This window comes from Streptococcus sp. DD12 (genome assembly GCF_001578885.1).
GTDB lineage: Bacteria > Bacillota > Bacilli > Lactobacillales > Streptococcaceae > Streptococcus.
The window spans coordinates 202,183-223,720 of the sequence record NZ_KQ969495.1 but is presented as its reverse complement, the minus strand read 5'-3'; the positions used below and the strand labels follow the sequence as shown (position 1 = coordinate 223,720).

The 21,538-nt window shown below is 44.0% G+C and carries 14 protein-coding genes; 2 read left to right on the top strand and 12 right to left on the bottom strand.

Annotated features, from left to right (window positions below):
- The first annotated feature begins 75 nt into the window (after positions 1-75).
- Both STRDD12_RS01000 and STRDD12_RS00995 read left to right on the top strand, forming a co-directional pair.
- On the top strand, positions 76-1,221 hold the full coding sequence (locus tag STRDD12_RS01000; RefSeq protein ID WP_066914087.1) for a cobalamin-independent methionine synthase II family protein: 1,146 nt from the start codon (positions 76-78) through the stop codon (positions 1,219-1,221).
- A gap of 151 nt (positions 1,222-1,372) precedes the next feature.
- Complete coding sequence (locus STRDD12_RS00995; protein ID WP_066914086.1) at positions 1,373-2,458, top strand: M24 family metallopeptidase; 1,086 nt, start codon at positions 1,373-1,375, stop codon at positions 2,456-2,458.
- A gap of 125 nt (positions 2,459-2,583) precedes the next feature.
- Here STRDD12_RS00995 and STRDD12_RS00990 read toward each other — a convergent pair whose 3' ends face one another.
- The 12 genes from STRDD12_RS00990 to hemW form a co-directional block, all read right to left on the bottom strand.
- A complete protein-coding gene (locus STRDD12_RS00990) occupies positions 2,584-3,462 on the bottom strand; it encodes a helix-turn-helix transcriptional regulator (RefSeq protein WP_066914080.1) in 879 nt (292 codons plus the stop codon).
- Positions 3,463-3,776: 314 nt separating this feature from the next.
- A complete protein-coding gene (locus STRDD12_RS00985) occupies positions 3,777-4,115 on the bottom strand; it encodes an ATP cone domain-containing protein (RefSeq protein WP_066914079.1) in 339 nt (112 codons plus the stop codon).
- 78 nt (positions 4,116-4,193) lie between these two features.
- A complete protein-coding gene (gene dapA / locus STRDD12_RS00980; protein ID WP_066914077.1) occupies positions 4,194-5,129 on the bottom strand; it encodes a 4-hydroxy-tetrahydrodipicolinate synthase in 936 nt (311 codons plus the stop codon).
- An 85-nt stretch (positions 5,130-5,214) separates the two neighbouring features.
- Entirely contained in the window at positions 5,215-6,291 is a 1,077-nt protein-coding gene (locus STRDD12_RS00975; protein WP_066914075.1) for an aspartate-semialdehyde dehydrogenase, read from the bottom strand.
- A gap of 270 nt (positions 6,292-6,561) precedes the next feature.
- Positions 6,562-8,136, bottom strand: a complete 1,575-nt coding sequence (cls, locus tag STRDD12_RS00970) for a cardiolipin synthase (RefSeq protein ID WP_066914073.1) — start codon at positions 8,134-8,136, stop codon at positions 6,562-6,564.
- Positions 8,137-8,345: 209 nt separating this feature from the next.
- Complete coding sequence (cls, locus tag STRDD12_RS00965) at positions 8,346-9,833, bottom strand: cardiolipin synthase (protein WP_066916170.1); 1,488 nt, start codon at positions 9,831-9,833, stop codon at positions 8,346-8,348.
- Between the two features lie 192 nt (positions 9,834-10,025).
- Positions 10,026-14,648, bottom strand: a complete 4,623-nt coding sequence (locus tag STRDD12_RS00960) for a glycoside hydrolase family 70 protein (protein ID WP_082753031.1) — start codon at positions 14,646-14,648, stop codon at positions 10,026-10,028.
- 546 nt (positions 14,649-15,194) lie between these two features.
- A complete protein-coding gene (locus STRDD12_RS00955; RefSeq protein WP_066914071.1) occupies positions 15,195-18,128 on the bottom strand; it encodes a GbpC/Spa domain-containing protein in 2,934 nt (977 codons plus the stop codon).
- 117 nt (positions 18,129-18,245) lie between these two features.
- Complete coding sequence (locus STRDD12_RS00950) at positions 18,246-18,917, bottom strand: TIGR01906 family membrane protein (RefSeq protein WP_082753074.1); 672 nt, start codon at positions 18,915-18,917, stop codon at positions 18,246-18,248.
- Entirely contained in the window at positions 18,913-19,683 is a 771-nt protein-coding gene (locus STRDD12_RS00945; RefSeq protein ID WP_066914069.1) for a TIGR01457 family HAD-type hydrolase, read from the bottom strand. Before STRDD12_RS00945 ends, STRDD12_RS00950 begins: the two co-directional genes overlap by 5 nt.
- Positions 19,673-20,407, bottom strand: coding sequence for an acyl-ACP thioesterase domain-containing protein (locus STRDD12_RS00940; protein WP_066914067.1), 735 nt, complete (start codon positions 20,405-20,407; stop codon positions 19,673-19,675). Before STRDD12_RS00940 ends, STRDD12_RS00945 begins: the two co-directional genes overlap by 11 nt.
- 3 nt (positions 20,408-20,410) lie before the next feature.
- The gene (gene hemW / locus STRDD12_RS00935; RefSeq protein WP_066914065.1) at positions 20,411-21,538 is read right to left on the bottom strand and encodes a radical SAM family heme chaperone HemW; all 1,128 of its coding nucleotides are present in this window, start codon (positions 21,536-21,538) and stop codon (positions 20,411-20,413) included.

The following is a 21,538-nucleotide window of genomic DNA, read 5'->3' as shown; positions in this document are numbered from 1 at the left end:
CCACGAAAATGCCTATTTTACAAGCGTCACTAGCCCGTGTACAATAGGGATTATCACAAAAAAAGAGGTAAGACCATGACATCCCATTTTCAACTTGTTGGCTCCCTATTGCGCCCCAACGATCTCAAAACTTATAAAGAAGCTATCGAAAAACGCGATGATATCCACTACCCGTTTTATAGCGATTTTGAAGGCTATCAAGAAACAGAAGACCGTGCGATTCAAGCTGCTATTGCGGACCAAAAGGCACACGGTATTGATATTTTAACCGATGGCGAAGCTTCTAAATCCATGTGGCACCTGGATTTTGTCTGGGGGCTTGACGGTATCGAGCGCTACATCGCTGACCACGGCTATACCTTCAAAGACCATGATGGTGGGCAGTTTGAAACTCGTAAAGATATTGGTATCCGAATTACGAAACCGCTATCTGCCAAAAATCACCACTTCATCGCTATCTACAAGCGCGTCAAGGAATTAGCTGGCGATGACCAGACAAAATTGACGATTTGGGGACCAGCTCATGCCTACACAGAACTCGCTATCTTTGACCAACTAGCTGGACCTGACCAAGTTTATCCAGATAATGAAAGCCTCAAAGCTGGTCTGATTGCTGCCTATCAAGAATTCTTGGACCAATACAAGGCAGCTGGTGGAAGCATTATCCAATTTGATGATTGTTTGTGGGAACTGTTTGATGAAAGCAATCCTGATAGTTTCTTTGCAGCTGGAAATGACAATTTAGCCGATTTGGCAGACGAATTTATCGCTATCAATAATGCCGTGGTTGACTATGGTCACCGTATCGGCTTGACCATCTGGACCCACAATTGTCGTGGAAACTACGAAAGCCGTTCTGCATCAGGTGGTACTTATGCTGCCATTGCAAAAAAATTCCTCGGTGACCAACACTATGACCGTTTCTTCTTAGAATGGGACGACGAGCGTGCGGGCGACCTTGAAGCTCTAGAAAGCTTAAAAGATAAAGATGCTGAAGTCGTTTTAGGCTTACTTTCTAGTAAAACAAATAGCCTGGATGACGAAACACGTGTCCTCGCTCTCTTAGACCAAGCTAGCCGTATCATTCCCAAAGAACGCCTTTATCTCTCACACCAGTGTGGCTTCGCCTCTTGTGACTCAGGAAACGAGCTGACACAAGAACAAGAATGGGCTAAGATTGATCAAGGAAAAGCAATCGCTGATGCCTATTGGAACAACTAAAGGCTAACCAGCGCTTCTCAAAAAGAACACAGGTCTGTGTTCTTTTTTCAATTTCAAGACAAGTAACCGTCCAGCCTAGGCTAATCTGCCGTCAACTCTTGATTTTCAAGACTATTTTTGTCAAAATATAGGGGTAGAAAGAAGGTAGCTTATGTCTAAACTTAACCAAATTCTTGACCACATGGCGACTGACCATTTGGATGCCGCTGTCATTTCGGACCCAGTGACCATTAATTACTTAACTGGTTTTTACAGCGACCCCCATGAGCGTCAAATGTTTCTCATCCTTTATCCTAACCACAGCCCTCTTCTCTTTGTTCCAGCTTTAGAAGTTGAACGGGCTAGAGCTGTCGTTTCCTTTGATGTTTTAGGTTATGTCGACTCCGAAAATCCCTGGGAAAAAATTCGTCAAGCGCTTCCTAGTGGCCACTTCAAAAAGGTTGCCCTCGAATTTGGAAACCTTATTTTAACCAAATACCAAGGCTTGCAGATTGTCTTTCCAGGAGCAGACTTTAGCGACTTAAGCCCAGTGATTAACCGCTTACGTTTGATTAAGTCAGCAGATGAAATTCAAAAAATGCTGATTGCTGGTGAATTCGCTGATAAAGCTGTGCATATCGGCTTTGAACAAATTGCTTTGGATAAGACAGAAACCGATTTGGTGGCTGAAATTGACTTCGGCATTAAACGCCTCGGCCACGAGATGAGCTTTGAAACCATGGTATTAACCGGTACCAACGCTGCCAATCCTCATGGAATCCCCGGCGCAAATCTCATCGAAAACAACGCCTTGTTGCTTTTTGACTTGGGTTGTATGGTTAATGGCTATGCATCTGACATGACACGGACTGTTGCTGTCGGGCAACCCGATCAGTTTAAAAAAGACATCTACCACTTGACCTTAGAGGCCCAGCAAGCTGCATTAGACTTTATCAAACCCGGTGTGACAGCAAGCCAAGTTGACCGTGCGGCACGCCAAGTTATTGAAAAGGCGGGTTACGGTGACTATTTCAACCATCGATTAGGCCATGGTATCGGTATGGATGTCCATGAATTCCCTTCTATCATGGATGGCAATGACCTTGTCATTGAAGAAGGCATGACCTTCTCTGTCGAACCAGGTATTTATATCCCTGGAAAAGTCGGTGTGCGTATTGAAGATTGCGGACACGTTACCAAGGATGGCTTTGAAGTCTTTACACAAACACCAAAAGACCTGCTTTATTTTGAAGGCTAAAGACAGCCCAAACTCTAAATGAACGATAGACAAGAAAAGCTTCTCTCACCGACAAGAAAAGCTTCTCTCACCGACAAGAAAAGCTTCTCTCACCGACGAGAGAAGCTTTTTCTTTATACTGACCTTTAAGCTGTCTTTTCAACTTGGAGTAATTTCTTTTTGATTTCCCGTGCCGTCATGCCATAAGCCTTTTGCAAAGCACGATCCATGGTACGCAATCCAGAAAAACCGCAACTTTTTGCAATTTCTGTGAAGGTTTTGCCATAACCCAAACGGATGGCTTCACGCGCCTTATCAGCACGCACAGCCGTAATGTAATTCCCCAAAGTCACACCCATATGTGCTTTAAAAAAGCGGGCTAGGTATTCCTTTGAAAGAAAATACCGTTCGGCTAAGCTATCTAAACTAATGTCCCCTTGATAATTCTTGGCCACAAAGTCGGTAATGTCCATCAAGCGTTGCATGGCCTTGTCATCGCGACTAAGCGCCAAACTTTGTTCGCGCTTAACCAAAAAGTAAGTCAAAAGCAAATCTAAAATTTCCAAGAGCAAAACAGAAATTTTGACACTTCGTGTCGGGCTGTCTTCTTCGTAAAGTTTAACAATCGCCAAACATTTCTCACGAATGTAGCTATAAGCTGCTTTTTGTTTGGCATCTAAACCATCCTTGCCATCAATGGCAATATAATACTCATCAATATCAGGGAAATGGCTTTTCACAAATGCATAAGGGTAACTCAAGGACAAGGCCTTAAAGTCATCTTCCTTATGACTTTTGACACTATGCACTTCAAAAGCATTGATGACCAAAAGTTTTTCTTGAGGGAGACTGTGTGGCTGACCATTGACATAAAAGTCATCAATATGGCCATCCAAAGTACAGTTAACTTCGATCGCTTGATGCCAACTAGGAATCACGTAACGGTAATCAGACTCTCGAAAAATCCGGATACCAGCAGGCAAATACTCTTGAACCATGTAATCAGTTTGTAACTCTTGTAACATTCTATTTTATCCTCTTTGCTTTATTACTATCACACTAAGCTTTGTGACTTTCATGCTATGATTTTAACAAAAATGAAATTAAAAAGCAATATCTGAGTCTAAAAAAGTTAAAAAAGTGCAAATAAGTGTTTTTCATGTCAAAATTAAGTTATGAGAAAGTCAGAGAAAAATTAGAATTATCGTCAGGTCAGCTTGTTTTTACGTCGATTAAATCGTTACCATTGTAACCTGATTGTTACAAAACAAGGAATGGTTTCTTTTTAAGGCCACAAAAAAAGAAGCTGAGAAAGCTCCTTCTCAACTTCTTTGTCATTTTATTTGACCTGATCAAAACGCAGGTGAACATTAATCGAGTCCCCATAGCCATTCCGCTCAAGGTCTCTTTGCAAGCGATAAGAGATATAATGCTCAGCAATACTGATATAGCCCGCATCCAAGAGACGGTACTCAACCAGCGACTGCACCATGGAAATAGTTGGGCGCTCCACTTGAGCTTCTTCCAAATCAAAAACGACTTTTTTAGTGACCTGAGCCATGTCTTGGCGCAACTTGTCATCCAATACATAAACGGTTTGAGCCGCCTTTAAAATCGCTTGGTAAATTTTATCAGGGTCAAAGTCAACAACTTGACCACTCCGTTTTGTCACTTGCATAGGCAACTCCTTTTGCTTTTTTCTCTATTATCCTTAATCCTTTAGGCTTTGTCAAGGATTGACCCTACTAGGCTGGGATTAATAATCCGGACGAACGACCCCTGTAACGGTTTCTTTAGTGGCTTGGTAATCCCCGTCAACAACCACCTTGATAATCCGCTTAGCATCTTCTTCTGGCGCCGGAACCAAAGGCAAGCGTGTTGGCCCTGCTGCAAAGCCAAGATAGTTTAAAACGGCTTTCACAGGGGCTGGGCTTGGGTAAGAGAAGAGGGCATTGACTTTTGGAATAAATTGCCGTTGAATAGCTGCTGCTGCTTTAATATCATTATGCTCAATAGCTTGCAACATGGCATGCATCTCATCGCCATTGGTATGAGAGGCTACGGAAATCACACCGTCAGCTCCCAAATTCATCGCATGAAAGGCATCCCCATCTTCACCCGTATAAACGAGAAATTCTTCCGGTTTGTTCTCAATCAGATAGGCCATATTAGCCAAGCTAGTACACTCTTTGACACCGATGATATTAGGATGGTCAGCTAGGCGTAACATGGTTTCTGGGGTCATTTCTACCACGACCCGACCAGGAATATTATAAATAATAATCGGTAAATCAGAAGCATCCGCAATGGCTTTAAAATGCTGATACATGCCTTCTTGGGAGGGTTTGTTGTAGTAGGGAACAATCGCTAAACCAGCTGCAAAGCCACCAAATTCGGCAACTTCTTTGACGAACTCGATGGAGTCCCGGGTGTCATTGGTCCCCACCCCAGCAATCAAAGGAACGCGTCCGTCTACGATATCCTGAACTGCCCGAAAAAGTTGGAGTTCCTCATCATGGGTTAGGGTTGGACTTTCCGCAGTGGTACCAGCCAGTAAAATCCCATCTGTATGATGGGCCAAGAGGTGTTCAATCAAAGCAGGGATTGCATCAAAGTTGATGGCCCCATCTTCATGAAAAGGCGTGATAAAAGCGGTGATGAGTTTGCAGTCTTTTAAATCGTTATATGACATATCTCTCCTTTTTAGCTTATAGCAAGAGGGAGGAAATCCTCTTTCTCTCCCTCTTTTCAATCCATAAAATGAGCTTGGTTTTCGCTTATTTGAGCTCAAATTTTAGTTCTGCCGTTGCACGAACGAGGCCACGTTCATGGAGTGTTTCAGCGATTTGAACAGAATTCCAAGCTGCCCCTTTAAGCAAGTTGTCTGAAACCACCCACATGTGCAGGCCTTTTTCAGCATCCAAATCCTTGCGGATACGACCAACAAAAGTTTCATGCTTACCAACAGCATTAACAGCTTGTGGGTAGACTTGGTGGGCCACATCATCTTCTAAAACAGCACCTGGGAAGGAAGCAATCGCTGCTTTGACCTCTTCAACAGGAGCGACTTCTTTGGTTTCAATATAGACAGACTCAGAATGAGAGAAAAGGACTGGAATCCGAACACAAGTTGCTGATACAGCGATACTGTCGTCTTCCATGATTTTCTTGGTTTCCTTAGTCATCTTCATTTCTTCATAAGTGTAGTCATTTTCTGTGAAGACATCGATTTGGGCCAAGGCATTAAAGGCGATTGGGTAATGTTTTTTATCCCCACCAGCTGGTAGAATATCCGCCTGCAGGTCTTTTGGTTCCACACCTTCATCAACGACTTCTTTAATTTCACGAAGGGTTTCGTTGATGGCTGACTGACCTGCACCAGAAACGGCTTGGTAAGTAGAAACAATCACTCGCTCTAAGCCCCATTTTTGACGAATAGGTTCCAGGGCCACCATCATTTGGATGGTTGAACAGTTAGGACAAGCAATAATACCATTGTGATTTTCCAAGGCATGTGCATTGACTTCAGGCACAACTAAAGGAACATCAGGGTTTTGGCGGAAATATGAGGTATTGTCCACCACTACTGCGCCAGCTTGAACAGCATAGGGGGCAAATTTCGCTGAAATAGAACCTCCAGCAGAGAAAAGGGCGATGTCAACACCAGAAAAGGCATCTGTTGTCGTTTCTTCAACGGTGATGTCTTGTCCTTTAAACTGCAAGACTTTCCCTGCTGAACGTGCAGATGCCAATAAACGAAGCTTGTCGATTGGCAGGTTAGATTTTTCCAACTCTTGAATCATGCGTGTTCCAACGGCACCTGTAGCACCAACAACTGCAACTGTATAGCCCATAAGTTTCTCCTTAACAATATAACATGTTTAAAAAATTGATACTGTTATTATACCCTTTTAAACCCAAGATGAAAAGCCCAAACCTTGTCTTAGACCATCTTTTAGCATGACCGGGGTCTGATAGCCCTAATATACTTAGTTGCTTATCTTTATACAAAAAAGCCAACTCATAAAGCTGAGCACAGACCTAAAACCAGTTCGGGCAAAAAACACTTTTCTTTTTGAGACAAGAAAAAAGCCCTTAGGGCTAAAACGCGTGACAGATTGCCGTCACATCAAGGGGCCTACTAGGGCTAATACAGCTCTAGTCAAGCGATGCGACAAAGGGACTTGCGTCACATCTTCTAGGCTTACCTCTTGGCAGGCTTCTAAGGTTTGCAGGAAGTCACGTTTGACCTCTGAGACAACCGGATGCTGATAGAGATAGACCCCATCCTCAAAGTTTTGATAGAGACTTCGATAATCTGTATTGATGGTCCCCACCACCGCCTTACAATCATCGGAGACATAAACCTTGGCATGGACAAAACCGGGGCTGTAGCGATAAATCTTGACCCCTGCGGTCAGTAAAGTTTTGAAATAAGTTTCAGCTATGGCATAAGCATAAGGTTTATCGGGAATGCCAGGCATCATTATCCGCACATCTACACCTCGTTTTGCTGCATAAATCAAGCTATGTTGCAACTCATCATCCAAAATCAAATAGGGCGTCATGAGATACAGGTAGTCCGATGCCTTAGCCATCATATCAAGGTAAACGTCTTCTGCTACCTTGTGATAAGTGAGGGGCGAATTGCCATAAGGTAAAACAAATCCTGGAGCTTGGCAGGGCTTTGGTTTTTCCGCCAAAAACGGCTGGACTGCGTCAAAATCACCAGAGCCTGTAACCAGCCACATGGTCAAAAAGAGGGCTTTAAAAGTCTGGACAGCACTCCCTTCAAGACGTAAGCCTGTGTCTTTCCAATGGCCAAAACGTGCTTTTTGATTGATGTACTCATCAGCGATATTGACCCCACCAGTATAGGCCACTTGCCCATCGATGACGGTAATTTTACGGTGGTCACGGTAGTTATAATAGGTGGACAAAATGGGCTTAATAGGCGAAAAGGTTTGCGCTTTGATGCCCACACGATGAAGACGGGCCATGTAATCATAAGACAGGCTTGTCATCTCATTCATGCCATCAAATAAGATACGCACATCTAAACCCGCCTGAGCCTTTTTCTCTAGAATATCGAGAATTTCTCCCCACATCTTCCCTTCAGCAATAATGAAATATTCCATAAAAATGTATCGCTTGGCTGCTTTTAAATCTTCTAACAAGGCAGGAAAAAGGGCGTCCCCCAGCGGAAAATAAGTCACCTGTGTCTGACTGTAGATCGGAAAATGACCGGGACTTTGTGCCATAAACTGCATCAAGCCCTTCACAGCGGGGTCCTTTTTGAGGGCATTCACAGCGGAATCCTCAGGCTGTTTAAGGTAACGTGACGTTTGCTCGGTGGCCTGAGTCAATCGTTTTTTTAACCGACGAACACCCCAATCTGACAGGGAAAAATACAATAGACCCGTCCCAAAAATCGGAAAAACTGCAATGATAATAAACCAAGACAATTTTGATCGCGAATCCATAGGGTGATTAAGAAGGAAAATAAAAACGACAAAGGTTAGCAGGTGTTCCCACAAAATCAAAGAGGGAAAATGCCGACGCAACATCACATAAGCCATCAGCAAAAAGGCTAATTCTAAAATAAAGAAAAAGCTGATGGTCAGTGTTCGGTTTCTGAGGAGTTTAGCCCACTTTGATGTCTGTTTAGGCAGTAGATAAGCCACTTTCTCTTCTGGCATAAGATTCCTTTCTACTAAAAAGACCCCTATCCAAAGACAGGGGTCAGGGCACTATTGCTAGTGTGACCAGTCGGTTCACACAACTGGTCAAGGTCCGCTCCTGCGTTAATGACCTCCCTAGCGCAATGGTGGCCTAGGGCCACCCATCGACTCATCGCATAACCTTATTCTACCATAAGTTGTCTCTTTTGCCAAGACGGTAAAAGTCCCTACATCATAGGGGCTATCGCTCGCAAGAGATGCCCAGCCAACCGATGGCGCAACTTGCCACGCTTAAGGCTATCTAAGGTCACCCGCTCACAGTATGTCAAGGTTTCCTCAAAATCAGCCACAATATCAGCGATACAGTCTGTTTGATAGAGATAGGTTGCACATTCAAAATGGTGGTAAAGACTGCGGTAATCCAAATTAATGGTCCCAACAACCGCCCGAAGACCATCGGCCACAAAGACCTTGGCATGAACAAAACCAGGTGTGAAATAAAATATCTTAACACCTGCCTGCATTAGGGCTGGGAAATAGGTCTTAGCGAGGTAGTAAGCGGATTTTTTATCGGGTATGCCAGGCATGATGATGGACACATCAACCCCGCGTTCTGCCGCAAAACAAAGGGCATGAGCCAGTTCTTCGTCCAAAATCAAATAGGGTGTCATAATATGAACATAATCTCTGGCATGGTCCAGCATGCTAATATAGACATTTTCCCCAACTTTATCGTGGTCCAAAGGAGAATCCCCATAGGGCAAAACATAACCTGAGCTAGCAGGCAAGGGCTTTTGCGGAAGCAGATAGTCGGCATATTCCATGCTATCATTTTGATTTTCCCACATGCGTAAGAACAAAATCGTAAAGGTTTTAACTGCCTCTCCTGTGACACGTAGCCCCGTATCCTTCCAATAACCAAAACGTTCTATGGCGTTGATGTATTCATCCGCTAGGTTAAAACCACCGGTAAAGGCCACTTGGTTATCAATCACAACGATTTTACGGTGGTCACGGTAATTGTAATAAGTGGAAACAAAGGGCGACAAACGGGCGAAAGATTTAGCCTTGATGCCCAAGTCCTGCAAGCGTTCATCATAGTCAAAGGACAAGGTCGTAAACTCTAACATGCCGTCATACATGACCCTGACCTCAACACCTTCTTTTACTTTTTCTTGTAGAATCGCTAAAATTTCACCCCACATGCGCCCTTCTGCTATGATGAAAAACTCCATAAAGATAAAATGCTTGGCCTTACGCAATTCAGCTTTGAGGTCCTCAAAAACCGCCTCACCAGTTGGGTAATATTTCGCTTGTGAAGACTCATAAATAGGAAAGGAACTGCGAATCCGATTAAAATAACGAACCAACCCATAGGTTTCCCCACTGGTCTGCGAAAGCTTTTCAACAATAGCTGAATCCTGTTTGAGATAAGGTTGGGACATAGCTACTCGTCTGGCCAGCATTCGCTTCATACCACGGTAGCCCAGGTCTACTTTGGTATAAAGTAATAATGGCACGCCGAAAAAAGGAAAGGGCATGATAAAGAGTAGCCAAGTGATGCGTGAGGTAGCGTCCATACTGGAATTGATCAGGTAAAAGGCACCAGCCATAGCCAGTACTAATTCTAAGACCTGAAGGTGCACCCGATAAGCCTGCAGCCACAAAAAGGGCGCCAGCAAAATGGCCACTTGCAAAAGAAAGAAAAGTAACATAATGGTGAACCGACTGAAAACCGCCCGTAAAAAGCTTTTTTTACGCCGCTCGTCATCCAGTAAAGTCACCTTTGGTAATGAAGAAATGGCAACCACCTCCAAATTTTCCTTATATTTTACCATAAATTGACCTAAATTGTTAGCGCAGACTATACAAAAAAAGCCAGGTTTCCCTGACTTCTTTTTGGCTTATTAACCGATACGTGTTGCTACCCCATCATTATCAAAGGAGTAAGCCACACCATTGACAACACGGCGACTGTTACGAACGACAGCACCCGCATAGTTGACATAGTAAGTTTTACCATCAACAGTCACTAAGCGGCTAATCGCTAACTCACCTGAGTCTTTATCGTAATACTGTTTGTTGCCATTGGCATCCGTTACGAGGACCCCTTTAGCTTGTTTGCCGTCGTTAGCAAAGTAGTATTTCTTGCCATCAATGGTTTGCGCACCTGTCACCGCAGCACCGTCGGTACCAAAGTAATACCAGTTACCTTGGTCATCAGCGCCAAAGGTGTTGGTCCATACTTCTCCTGAGTTGCCATCAGTCTTGTAGGTTTTACCGCCGTATACATAAACTTGACCTTTGATTTGAACGCCTTCATCATCAAAGAGGAGGGTTTGGCTACCAATCTTATGGATACCAGATGTGACAGCATTGCCATCTGCACCGAAGTAGTACCATACGTTGTTACCTGGGCTAAAGAAGGTATTGGTCCACAATTGACCAGAGTCCGCATCATAGAAGCGTTTGTGACCTTGAGCGTCTGTCAAAAGAACACCTTTAGCTTGTTTACCGTTTGCATCAAAGTAGAGCTGTTGACCATCAATGGTTTGTTCACCTGTCACAGCATTACCCTCTGCATCGAAGTAATACCAGCTGCCATCAAGTTCTAAGAATTGGTTAGACACACGTTGGCCAGAATCTGCGTCATAGTATTGAACCTTACCAGCATCGGTTGTAATCAATTTACCTTTGACTTGAACACCATTTGGCATAAAGTAGAGGTGTTGACCGTCAATTTCTTGTTCACCTGTCACTGCTTCTCCTTGAGCGTTCATGTAGTACCAGTTGCCATCATTACCTACCCAAGTAGAAACGGACATGTTACCGTCGCCTTCTTGGAAGTAACGTGTTTTACCATCTTTGTCAACGATAAGTTTGCCTTTAGCTTGGAAACCATTCGCGTCAAAGTATTGGGTGTTTCCATTAATGGTTACAACCCCACGAGCCATGACACCCTTGGCATCAAAGTAACGCCAGTCTTCCCCAAACTGTTGGTATTCGTTGATGGCCATTTGACCTTGTTTACCATAGTAGTATTGGTTACCTTGGGCATCTTCAAAGATGCTATCGCGAAGGTTAATACCATTTGGCAAGAAGTAATAAGTCTTGTCGTTGATGACTTGTTGACCTGTCGCCATGTAGCCATCCGCACCAAAGTAATAATAGTAACCATCGTAAAGAACGAAACCATTTTTAGCACGGTAACCTGACGTATCAAAGTAGACGATACCTGTACCATCGTTGTAGAAACCAGTTACAGCGCTATCTGCATCGTCGCCCAATTGTTTTGGAATGAAGGCTGTTGGCAGATTAAAGCTAAAGTATTTGTTAGCTCCTTCTGATTTCAAGACGAAACCAACCCCACGGTTCAAGATGTTTGTACCGTTCATGTATTCCGCTTTCCATTCCTTGATCTTAGTATTTGGATCCATTGGAACGCCAGTTGAAATCATGTTAACCGTAAACATTTCAGGGTATTTTTCCTTAAGTTCATCAAGGAAAGCACCACCGTATTGGGCTTGATAGTCTTTACCGCTGCTCTTAGAGTCTGCGACGTAAAGGCTGTCATTGATGTAGGCATTTTTAGTTTCCACACCGTAGTTGTCGACACGTGTAGCGGTTACGACTTCTTTACCACCCAAGTTGTAGATTTGGTCTGGAACCCAGTCAGCAATCACTTGGATACCTTGCTTGTGCAAGGCTTTCAAAGCATTGGCCAAATCTTCTTTTGAACCGTATTTGTTATTTTGACTCATGGCCAGGTCATAACGGTCACTAAAGGCATAACCATTTGCAATGATAGAGTCCAAGAAGCTGTGGTCTGTTGAAGCGACGTATTGAGGCGCCATTTCAAAGGAAGTGATTCCCCAAGCTTTAAAGAGGTCTGCATTTTCAGCGATACGTTTGTTGGTGTATTCGCTATCTTGAGTGACAAAATCTTGGAAGTTTGAGAAACCTTCAAAGATCAGTTGAGAATCCAAGGCAGCTGTTGCTTGGTAAGTCAAAGCATCCTTAGCATAAGCTTCTGTAGAAGCTGCGACACGAATATCTTGATCATCCGCAGCACCAACTGGTACCCAAACAGCTAAGAAACCATTCACATCAACGGTTGCATACCCTTTGATATCTGCTGAGGTGAATACCAAGAATCCATCAGCATCAACCGTTTTACGGATAGTGGTGTCGCTATCATTCAGGTAAGAAACCAAGCCATTTTCAGTTGAGTTCAACAATGGACGGAATTCTTGACCGGCATGAATCTTACCAACATTGACTTTGACATGGCCTACTTCACCATCATACAAGGACAGTTTTGGATTGTTTCCGACCAAGGTTACCATACCAGAAGTCTTACTCAATTCACTTCCTGTAACATCATCTTTATCCATGATGTCTTGACCGTAACGCACGCTGGCAATGATACCGGTAGAGTATTCATTTCCTTTAAGGTTAGCCATTGAAGCGTCACCTGCTGGCCAGAACTCTTCCATGTGTTGACCACCAGAAGCGTATTTGATACGAGCACGCAGGAGGGTATCAATAGCATCATAGTAAGGAGACTTCTTAGCCATGTATTGGCCGTCATCTGTATAGAGGTCACCATAGTAGACGCGTGGAACAGATTTGATATTGGACAACATCAAGGCGTAAGCAGACGGAATATTATAGTGGGTGTATTGTTTTTCCACACTATTCATGTCGTCGTTATAAATCTTGAAGGCTTGAGCCAATTCGTCCATGGTAAAGGTGTAACCATCGGTATTCGAATTGATTTTTTCCTTGATGATTTGCGCAATGATGGTTTGCACTTCAGAGTCATGCGCACGAACAAAGACATAAGATGGCATGCTGTCGTCATCATAAGTCGTCACGTCCGTCCGGTTGATCAAACTGTTTGTGATTAAGGTGTTCATGCCAGAACGTTGGTCTAACGGTTTGGTCAAAGCGTACAAGAGAGACAGACGCAAGTAGTTATCAATGGTTAAAGCAGCCCCGTTTGTATCCTTGTTGTAAGGGTTGTCGTTGTTTGACCAAGCCTCTAAGATAGAGATGTGAGACAGTGCTTTAGCCTCTGACTCATCCACACCGTAGTATGAACGGAAATAGTTAGTGTAGACTTGAAGCAAGTCCGCATCAACGTTATCCACGGCATCGACACGCACACCGTCAAAGTTAGCATCCTTATCGCCCATGACGATAGAACCCCAGTTCATCAAGTAGTGCAACCAGTTCAACTGCTCTGCTTGAACGGCAGGATTAGAGTTATCGATATCGTTGGCCAAAAGGAATTCATACCCACCATTTGAAGTATCTACGGTGTATTTAGGGTTGTGAACACCTGTTTGGTTAGTTGGTGTGCGGTTCAAGAGACGGTAGTTAGAGTCTGCCCAAGGTGTCAAGTCAGAGTTGACATAGAGCAAAGCACCTCCCTGCAAGTGACCGCCGACATCTTCAGTATCCTTGTTCCAGCGCGATTGTGTCGTCACGAAGCTACTGATAGTATCACGCAACCATTGTGTTGATTTTTCAGACGTGATTTTTTGTTCAATCTTTGTTTGGATCAACTCAGCGGCAACATTCAACTCCAATTGCGTATTGGCATTAGAATATTTATCTGTCGTACCACCTAGGACACCTGACATGTAGTTGAGGTAAGCCACTTGGGTGTCACGATCAGGCCACCAGCTCATCAAAAGAGGACGGTAGTCAGTTTCTGATGAAGCTTTCCACTCTTTTCCATCTTCTAAAATGTAAGCTGGACGGTACCAAGAGTCCGCTGTCAAATAACCATCAACCGTTTCAAAGCTCTTTTGCGTAGAGTCATAAGCCTTATTGTGGCTGGTAAAACCATCGGTCAAAAGGTTAAGCCCATTGGTGAAAGAATAGGTTGATGAAGAAGACAGTGCCCCTGTTTGAGCATCAAAGTAGAGCAACTGGCCATCAACCGTAATGGCAAAGTTCTTCTTAACCGTACCATCTTCGTTGTAGTAGTAATACTTGCCGTCAACTTTTTTAATGTTAGACAGGCTCAAAGCAGCTGTCACTTGATCAGATGATGGAGCTGTTGTTCCGGCATCTGCTGTGGCAGTGTCAGTTGTTGCAGTTGCATCCGTTGCAGCGCGATCACTGACCGCTGCGGTATCTGTTGCAGCTTTATCAGTTGTCGTATCGGCAGTTGTTGTATCCGTTGTTGCAGCTGCTGTTTTATCTGTATCTGTGGCAGTGCCAGTTTGATTGGCATTTGCCCCTGTATCTGTGGCTTTATCGGTAGCAGATAGTGTGTCTTGTGTGACAGCAACTGTATCACTGTTCGTCGCCTGATCTTTCTCTTTTTGATCAGCATCGACAACTGTGGTATCAGTCGTATCTGCAGTTGTAGTCGTTTTCGCATCAGTATCAGTTGTGGTCGTATCGGCACTAACTGGTGCAGATGCGGTCGCAACAGCCAAACCAGCAACGGTTACCATAGCGTAAACCCAGTGCTTTTTGACTTTTCTCATGCTGTAACGTTGTTTTCTTTCCATTACAAACCTCCCTGGTAAGCATTTTTGTTACAAAACTATTTTATCACGGAGTCACGACTAGAATAAGAACGTTTCAAAGACGGTTGTGTGTTTTTTTAGTTACATTTAAGGATGTCATTTTCCTTAAAAAAGACATAAAAGGCCGTTTTTCGACCCTTTTATGATGTTGTTGAAATGTAATTGTCATGTAAATGACACCCTTAAGCTTTCTTATGTCATTTACGTTTTTATCATGTAATATTTCATCGGATATTAACGAAGAAAAAGACTATTTTTTGACATTTTAGTTTAATTATTAACTATTTATGAGTCGCTAGAGCCGACTAAGGAATAAAGTTCCTTTACTTTTGAAATATATTACATATCTAATAACTCTTTCACTTCTTCTTTTTTGCTGAGACTTCTACTAACTGCACAAAAAAGAGACTGAGTTCACTCAGTCTCTTTTCGTAGGAACTTGTCCTATCAAGTTCCCTGTTCGACATAACCTTTAAAAGTATGTCGAAAACATAAGGTAAATCATTTCCTAGCAACTATTGGCTCGTTTTAGTTATCGTCTTGTCCGCGACCGTGGCGACCTCGGATGAGTTTGATTCCCATCAAACCAGCCATGGCCATGAGAATGCTACCGATAAAGGAAGTTTTCACAGCTGATTCTTGGTCACCTGTTTGAGGCAGGGTTGCTCCTTGCTGTTCAGTTGCCGGAGCCTGTGGTGTCACAGCCTGCGCTTGTGGCACAACAGGTTTTTGGTTAGTTTGATCAATGACTTCTTCTTTTTCTGCGACAGCATCATGACTCGGAGTAACTTCTGGCGCCGCTTCTTTAATCAAGCGAACAATAAAGTCCTGCCGATGCCCAGGATCTTGGTCATAAGCTGTCTCGCGCAATTGCAGACCATCGAGGTCGATTTGGTTAGGGACCAAATCGTAGCCATTTGCCAGATAATCTAACAGGCGTTGGTTTGCAGAAGAGAAATCAATTGCTTGACCGGATTGACCGACCAGTGTGATCACACTTCCAAGTTGTTGTCCAGTACTGTCGTCACGGAAAGTAACCGTTGCTTCTTGGTGGTCGTTTTTGTAGACTACCAGAGTATCTGCTCCGATGTACTTAGGTGTGTAAACAGTGCCAGGCGTTACCTTTTGCCCATCAATATATGGCGTCAAACCAGGGATATTTGGAATGATGACATCATCAATCTTGGTTGGATCTGTTGGATCATTTGGATAGGTCTGCGCATCATGACCCGGAATCCGATTGCCATCTTGATCAACTGGAATCAATTGACCCAGCTTACTGTAAGTGATTGTCGTCAGCAAATCAGGGTCACCAACCGCTACCGTCACAGAAGGAACAATGGATGGGTCCTGATTTGGGTTTGTCGTAGCGCTGGCATAGTAGCCAGGAACAATCGGTGTTGCAATCGGGATAAACGTATGTGAATTTTGGCTCCAAATCGTTACCGCGTCGTTTCCTGTTTGACCACTAAAATTCGTCTCTTGGACATTGTCTTTTGGTGTCAGGTCACCGGCACCTGTGTAGTGTACCGTTGCGGTGATATTATCAGCATTTTGAATGATTTGGTTGTCGTGATAAGAAATGGTTGGTACCTCCGGTGCTGTAGGTGCAGGCGGAGCTGGTGTTGGTTTGGTTAATGCCATAACCGCTGCATTCGTCGCAAACCAATAAACAGTATTGACACCAGGTGTATTTCCGCTAGCAGTGAAGGTGAGGTGACCATTATGTAAGACCAATCCCGCAGAACCATAAGCTTTTACAGGTGAACTTGGGCTATCCCAAGCTTGACTATCTGAATCTGTTTGAGAGGCATTGTAAGTTGCTCCCTTAGCCACGTATTCATTGTCATTTTCAGCATACAAAGCACCATCATGGTATCCGATTGAGGAACCAGGTAAGGTTGCAACTGTATCTTTATCACCAACAATGACCTTTTCAATATGGTTGGATGCGTCATAACGCACTGCCGGTGTATATGTCACCACACCAGTCACCGGATCTAAATTATAGGTTCCGATGACATCACTCTGACCATTATAAGACTGAAGGGCCTGATCACTCGCTGCCACCAAAGCGTGTCCATTTTCTTGGCTGTAACGACCACCTGCCGTTACTTGAGTCGCATCGGTGACACTACCATCTGGCAAAATAATCTTGACAGGGTTTTCTGCAGAAACTGTTACACCAAATAATTTAAAGTAATCCCCCATGGCCAACTGACGTGTTTCAGGTCGGCCATCTTTCATAGCAGGGTACCCGTCATTATTATCGTAAGGTCCCCAACCGATGGATAGAGGATTTCCTTGGTCGTCATTTGCGACTAGTTCAATAGCTTCTGGGTAGTCTGTGGCAGAAACATTAGCTAGACCATTCCAGTGGTTCAGAGATGATACACTTAGTATAACATACCCATCATTTAAGTCAATGACATTCCCCTTGGTGTCAAAAAATGACAGGTCAACTCCCATAGATAGCGCTTTGTCAGAGCTATCTGTTTCAGCTCCCATGGTTGCTGTAACGGTTGGGTCATTGCTGATGGAAACAATGGCAGAACCCGCCTTATTACTAGAGGACAATAAGGTGTAAGTGTAAACCAGGCGCCCCAAGCTGACTTGTCCTTCTTTGGCTGCTGCCAAATTGGTATAAGTCGCTGTCACCTTATCCCCTACTTGCATGAGAATCCAATGGTTGTCACCAGATGAATAAGGGTTGCTAGTCGTCAAATCTGCGGCGGTCAATTGTTCAGTCGCATATTGTCCCAGGATGCCATCCTTACCGAGACGTTTGACGGCGTCCTCAGTGATGTAATTTTTAACACCTGTCAGGTTAACTTGAGCTTGTGATTCTTGCCCTTGCACCAAGGCTTTGACCGTGTCTTGAACAAGTTGGCTATCCCCATTTTGAAGGTCTGCTACCCGTTGATTATAGGCAGCTGTTCGGGCATCACTTTTAGCTTTTTCTTCATTATACCAAGCGACATCTTGGTCGTAGCCGTCTTTATCTTCTTTATATTGGGCAGTCTTGGCGGCGATGTCCTTAGCTTGTTGGGCATTGTCAGCTACCGCTTGGTCAAGGGTATCTTTAACTTGTGCAGCGTCTTGATTGACCGTCAATCCAGTGGCTTTTGCCTCTTCAACCGCTGCGGTGAGGTCAGGTGTCTGGACTGTCTGGGTCGTTTGTGTTACCCCGTTTTCGCTGGTTTGCGTGTCTGTTGGGACTAGGTTAACATCAGTTTGGCTAGCAACTGTTGCGCTATTATCTGAAGTCGTTGAGGGAACTTCAGATGAGCTGACAGCTGTTTGCGAGCTGGCTTGGCTACTGTCTACTTGGTCAGCTGAGACAAGGGGACCAGCCAAAAAGCTGATACCTAACAGCACAGAAGCAACTCCGGCAGCCGTTTTTGACTTACGCAGAGAGAAATGTGCCTTTCGGTTCAGCCAATAGCTTTTTTCAGATCTCATGGCATTTACTCCTTAAATTTTCCTTTACATTTCCTATTTTACAACGGATATATATGTCTTGATTTTACAGTTTTGGTACAGTTAAAGAATAAATGCAACAAAAAAAGATGAGTTGTCTCATCTTTTTTCATATTTTGTCATTTTAGGCGCTTTTGTGTCATCCCTGTGACCATTCTGACATAGGGCTATCACATATAAACACAAAAACAGCGATTCGTATAGCCCAAAGAATAAGACAAAGGCATGTAAAAAATAATCTTCGGGTAAAATTAGAATGACCGGATCTTTTAAAGGATCAAAGAGCCAGCTATCATCTCCAACAAATAATAATTGATGAAAAAGCGTAAAGAACTGGTCAAATCCAATCAAGACGGCCCCGATCGCTAGCACGATAGGCAAGGTGATTGCTAGCACAAGTGGTCTTTTAAATAAAGCCAAAGCCCTGTGCTTCATAACTTGACCCAAAAAACGACAGGCTGGGTAGGCCAATAAGAAAACCAGAGCCTCTACCAGGTGAAATAGCCACTTGACCACTAAAAAATGATGGCGACCACTGGCTGAGGATGAAAAGGCTGGCAAATCAAAAGTGGTTACCCAAGGCAAGGTTAGGTAGGCCATGAGCCGGTTGAAATTATAGGCAATGGTGCGTCCTGAAAGATAGACCGTCTTTTCTAAAGCCTGCCAGCGAATTTCTAAAGGATAGATGCCCCAGGCTAGGATGATTGTCATAAAAATTGCAAGTGATAAGAGCCAAAGGTAAAGACTGGCCCACTGGAGACGCCACTTAATCATCTAAAGACCACTCATCTAAGCTAGCCACCACGTGAGTGGGCGCAATCGGAAGTTGAGGGACTTCTTCTGCTTTGGTAAAACCCGTTGTCACCAACAAAGAATCAATCCCATTGTCAATGCCTGCTCGAATGTCTGTCAGGTAGTTGTCCCCGACCATGACAACCTCCTCTTTTTGCAAACCTAAACGTGCCAAGGCCTTGTCCATAATCACATGCTCTGGTTTTCCGATAACCGTTGGCGTCACCCGAGTCGCAGCTTCAATCAGCTTAACCTGGGAACCCGCACCCGGTAATAGCCCACGCTCTGTTGGGATATTGAGATCCGGATTGGTACCGATAAAAACCGCTCCCTTTTGAATGGCTAGGGTTGCCAATACTGTTTTTTCATAGGTCAATTGAGTGTCCAATCCAACCACCACATAGGCTGGGTGTTCCTCATCCCAGACATAGCCAGCTGATGCAATGGCTTCCTTAAGCCCATGCTCACCAATGACATAAACCGTTTTTTCCAAGCCCAGTTCATTCATATAGTCCACGGTTGCAAGTGTGGCCGTATAAATGCTATCTAATGGTGTCTCTACTTGAAATTGATTTTCGAGCATTGCTTGCACGGTTTCAGGGGTGCGGGTGGTGTTATTGGTCACTAAGAGATAAGGAATCCCTGCCGTTTGCAAACGTTTAATAAAACGCTCACCAGCTGGAATCCGTTCCTTACCACGATAAATTGTCCCATCTAAGTCAATCAGATAGCCTTTATAGGTCATTTTTTCTCCATTCTATCTTGGCCTGAGCACAAATCGTCCCTGCACTTGTAATTTCATGATGGCTTACTTGCTCTGAGTACTGGTAGCGCGATAAAATGTCGCCATTCCCCTGCACTTCTTTAACATATTTGAGTTGGATACGCTCAGGAACCTGCTGGCGTAAAAAATCAGCTTCTAAGACATCATACATCCACTCCAGGTACTTGCTGTTATTGACATGCCCATTCATATCCAAATCAAAGTAACGAATGTGATAGGGGCGTTCCGTCGCCTCTAGCAAGGCTGCGAATTTGGGGCCACGCAACATTTCTTTGGTGAAAGGCGCGCCATAAGGCGCAACGAGCGACTCAGGTACGCGTTGGACCTTACGGCTTTCCATATCTATCAAGACAAAAATCGTCTGAATGGTCAAGAGCTCCTCACCTGTTAACGTCTTAATGTAAAAGTTACGGTAGCAGAAAAACTTATTATAAGCTGTAGCCTCAGTGGTCACACGAACCGTCTCATTATACCGTGGCAAACGTGAAATGGTCATATCATAATCCGTAACCACCCAAACCCAGCCTCTCTCATCGAAAAGTTTTTGATCGCTTAATCCAAGAGAGGCCGATTGCAATCCTGACATATCTAAACAAAAGGAGAGCAAATGCGGTAACTTAACCTGACCTCTATCATCTACCTCATAAAAAGGAATACGATAATCGACTGAAAATTGATGTCCCATAGTTTACTCCAAAATAAAACGTTCCGCTACTGTGTCCCCAAGAAAAAGCCCTCGCTTGGTCATGCGAACCCTATCGTTTTCAACCTGTAGCAAGCCTTCTTGGCAGAGTTTATCCACAATGGCCCCATAACGTGCATCAAACGAGAGGCCAAACTTGGTCTCAAACCTTTGCTTGCTAATCCCAACCTTTTTTCTAAGCCCTAAAAACAGCTCTTCTTCCATCATTTCTTCAGGACTGAGTACTTCTTCTGTCAAACGCGCATTACCTGCTGCGACAGCCTTTAAGTAATGCTGAATTGGAACGCGATTGCGGTAACGAACCCCGTCCAGATAGCCAGAAGCACCCGCACCAAAACCATAGTAGGGCACATTGTCCCAATACATCAGATTGTGCTGGCTCTGAAAGCCTGGTTTGGAAAAGTTAGAAATCTCATAATGCTCAAAACCTGCTTCTTCCAAAGCCTCAATGATATAAGTAAACATTTCAGCTTCTTTGTCTTCATTGGGGAGATTGAGTTTCCCACGCCGCATGCGATTCATAAAAACGGTGTGATGCTCCAAAATCAGACTATAGAGGCTCATGTGGGGGATATCTAAAGCCAGCGCCTTGGCTACATTGTCGGTGACATCCGCCATGGTCTGGCCTGGTAAGGCATAAATGAGGTCAATGGAAATATTGTGAAAACCTGCTGACTTCAAGCCGTCAATGGTGCTATAAATTTGTGCCTCATTGTGGCTACGTCCAATCTGACGCAAATGCTTGTCATTAAAAGTCTGCACGCCCAGGGAGACCCGGTTAACCAGACTGTCTCGCAGGACAGCAATTTTATCCGCTGTTAAATCGCCTGGATTTGCCTCGACCGTCAATTCCTCCAAATAGGAAGCATCCAAATCGCGACACAAGGCGTCCAGCAGACGTTCCAATTGTTGGGCAGACAAAGCTGTCGGTGTCCCTCCACCAATATATAGGGTTTTGAGTTTGCTTATCTTTTCCCGGCGAAATTCTTCAATCAAAGCGTCAATATAGGCATCAACAGGCTGGTTTTGAATAAAGACCTTGGAAAAATCACAGTAATAGCAAATTTGCGTGCAAAAAGGAATGTGTACATAACATGAAGTCGGTTGTGTCAT

What these genes read in the sequence shown, in the direction of transcription:
- STRDD12_RS00995 (WP_066914086.1), top strand. Translation starts at nt 1,373, where the DNA reads ATGTCTAAACTTAACCAAATTCTTGACCACATGGCGACTGACCATTTG.
- hemW (WP_066914065.1), bottom strand. Translation starts at nt 21,538, where the DNA reads ATGACACAACCGACTTCATGTTATGTACACATTCCTTTTTGCACGCAA.
- STRDD12_RS00940 (WP_066914067.1), bottom strand. Translation starts at nt 20,407, where the DNA reads ATGGGACATCAATTTTCAGTCGATTATCGTATTCCTTTTTATGAGGTA.
- cls (WP_066914073.1), bottom strand. Translation starts at nt 8,136, where the DNA reads ATGCCAGAAGAGAAAGTGGCTTATCTACTGCCTAAACAGACATCAAAG.
- STRDD12_RS00955 (WP_066914071.1), bottom strand. Translation starts at nt 18,128, where the DNA reads ATGAGATCTGAAAAAAGCTATTGGCTGAACCGAAAGGCACATTTCTCT.
- STRDD12_RS00985 (WP_066914079.1), bottom strand. Translation starts at nt 4,115, where the DNA reads ATGCAAGTGACAAAACGGAGTGGTCAAGTTGTTGACTTTGACCCTGAT.
- cls (WP_066916170.1), bottom strand. Translation starts at nt 9,833, where the DNA reads ATGTTACTTTTCTTTCTTTTGCAAGTGGCCATTTTGCTGGCGCCCTTT.
- STRDD12_RS00990 (WP_066914080.1), bottom strand. Translation starts at nt 3,462, where the DNA reads ATGTTACAAGAGTTACAAACTGATTACATGGTTCAAGAGTATTTGCCT.
- STRDD12_RS00945 (WP_066914069.1), bottom strand. Translation starts at nt 19,683, where the DNA reads ATGACCTATAAAGGCTATCTGATTGACTTAGATGGGACAATTTATCGT.
- STRDD12_RS00975 (WP_066914075.1), bottom strand. Translation starts at nt 6,291, where the DNA reads ATGGGCTATACAGTTGCAGTTGTTGGTGCTACAGGTGCCGTTGGAACA.
- STRDD12_RS00960 (WP_082753031.1), bottom strand. Translation starts at nt 14,648, where the DNA reads ATGGAAAGAAAACAACGTTACAGCATGAGAAAAGTCAAAAAGCACTGG.
- STRDD12_RS01000 (WP_066914087.1), top strand. Translation starts at nt 76, where the DNA reads ATGACATCCCATTTTCAACTTGTTGGCTCCCTATTGCGCCCCAACGAT.
- dapA (WP_066914077.1), bottom strand. Translation starts at nt 5,129, where the DNA reads ATGTCATATAACGATTTAAAAGACTGCAAACTCATCACCGCTTTTATC.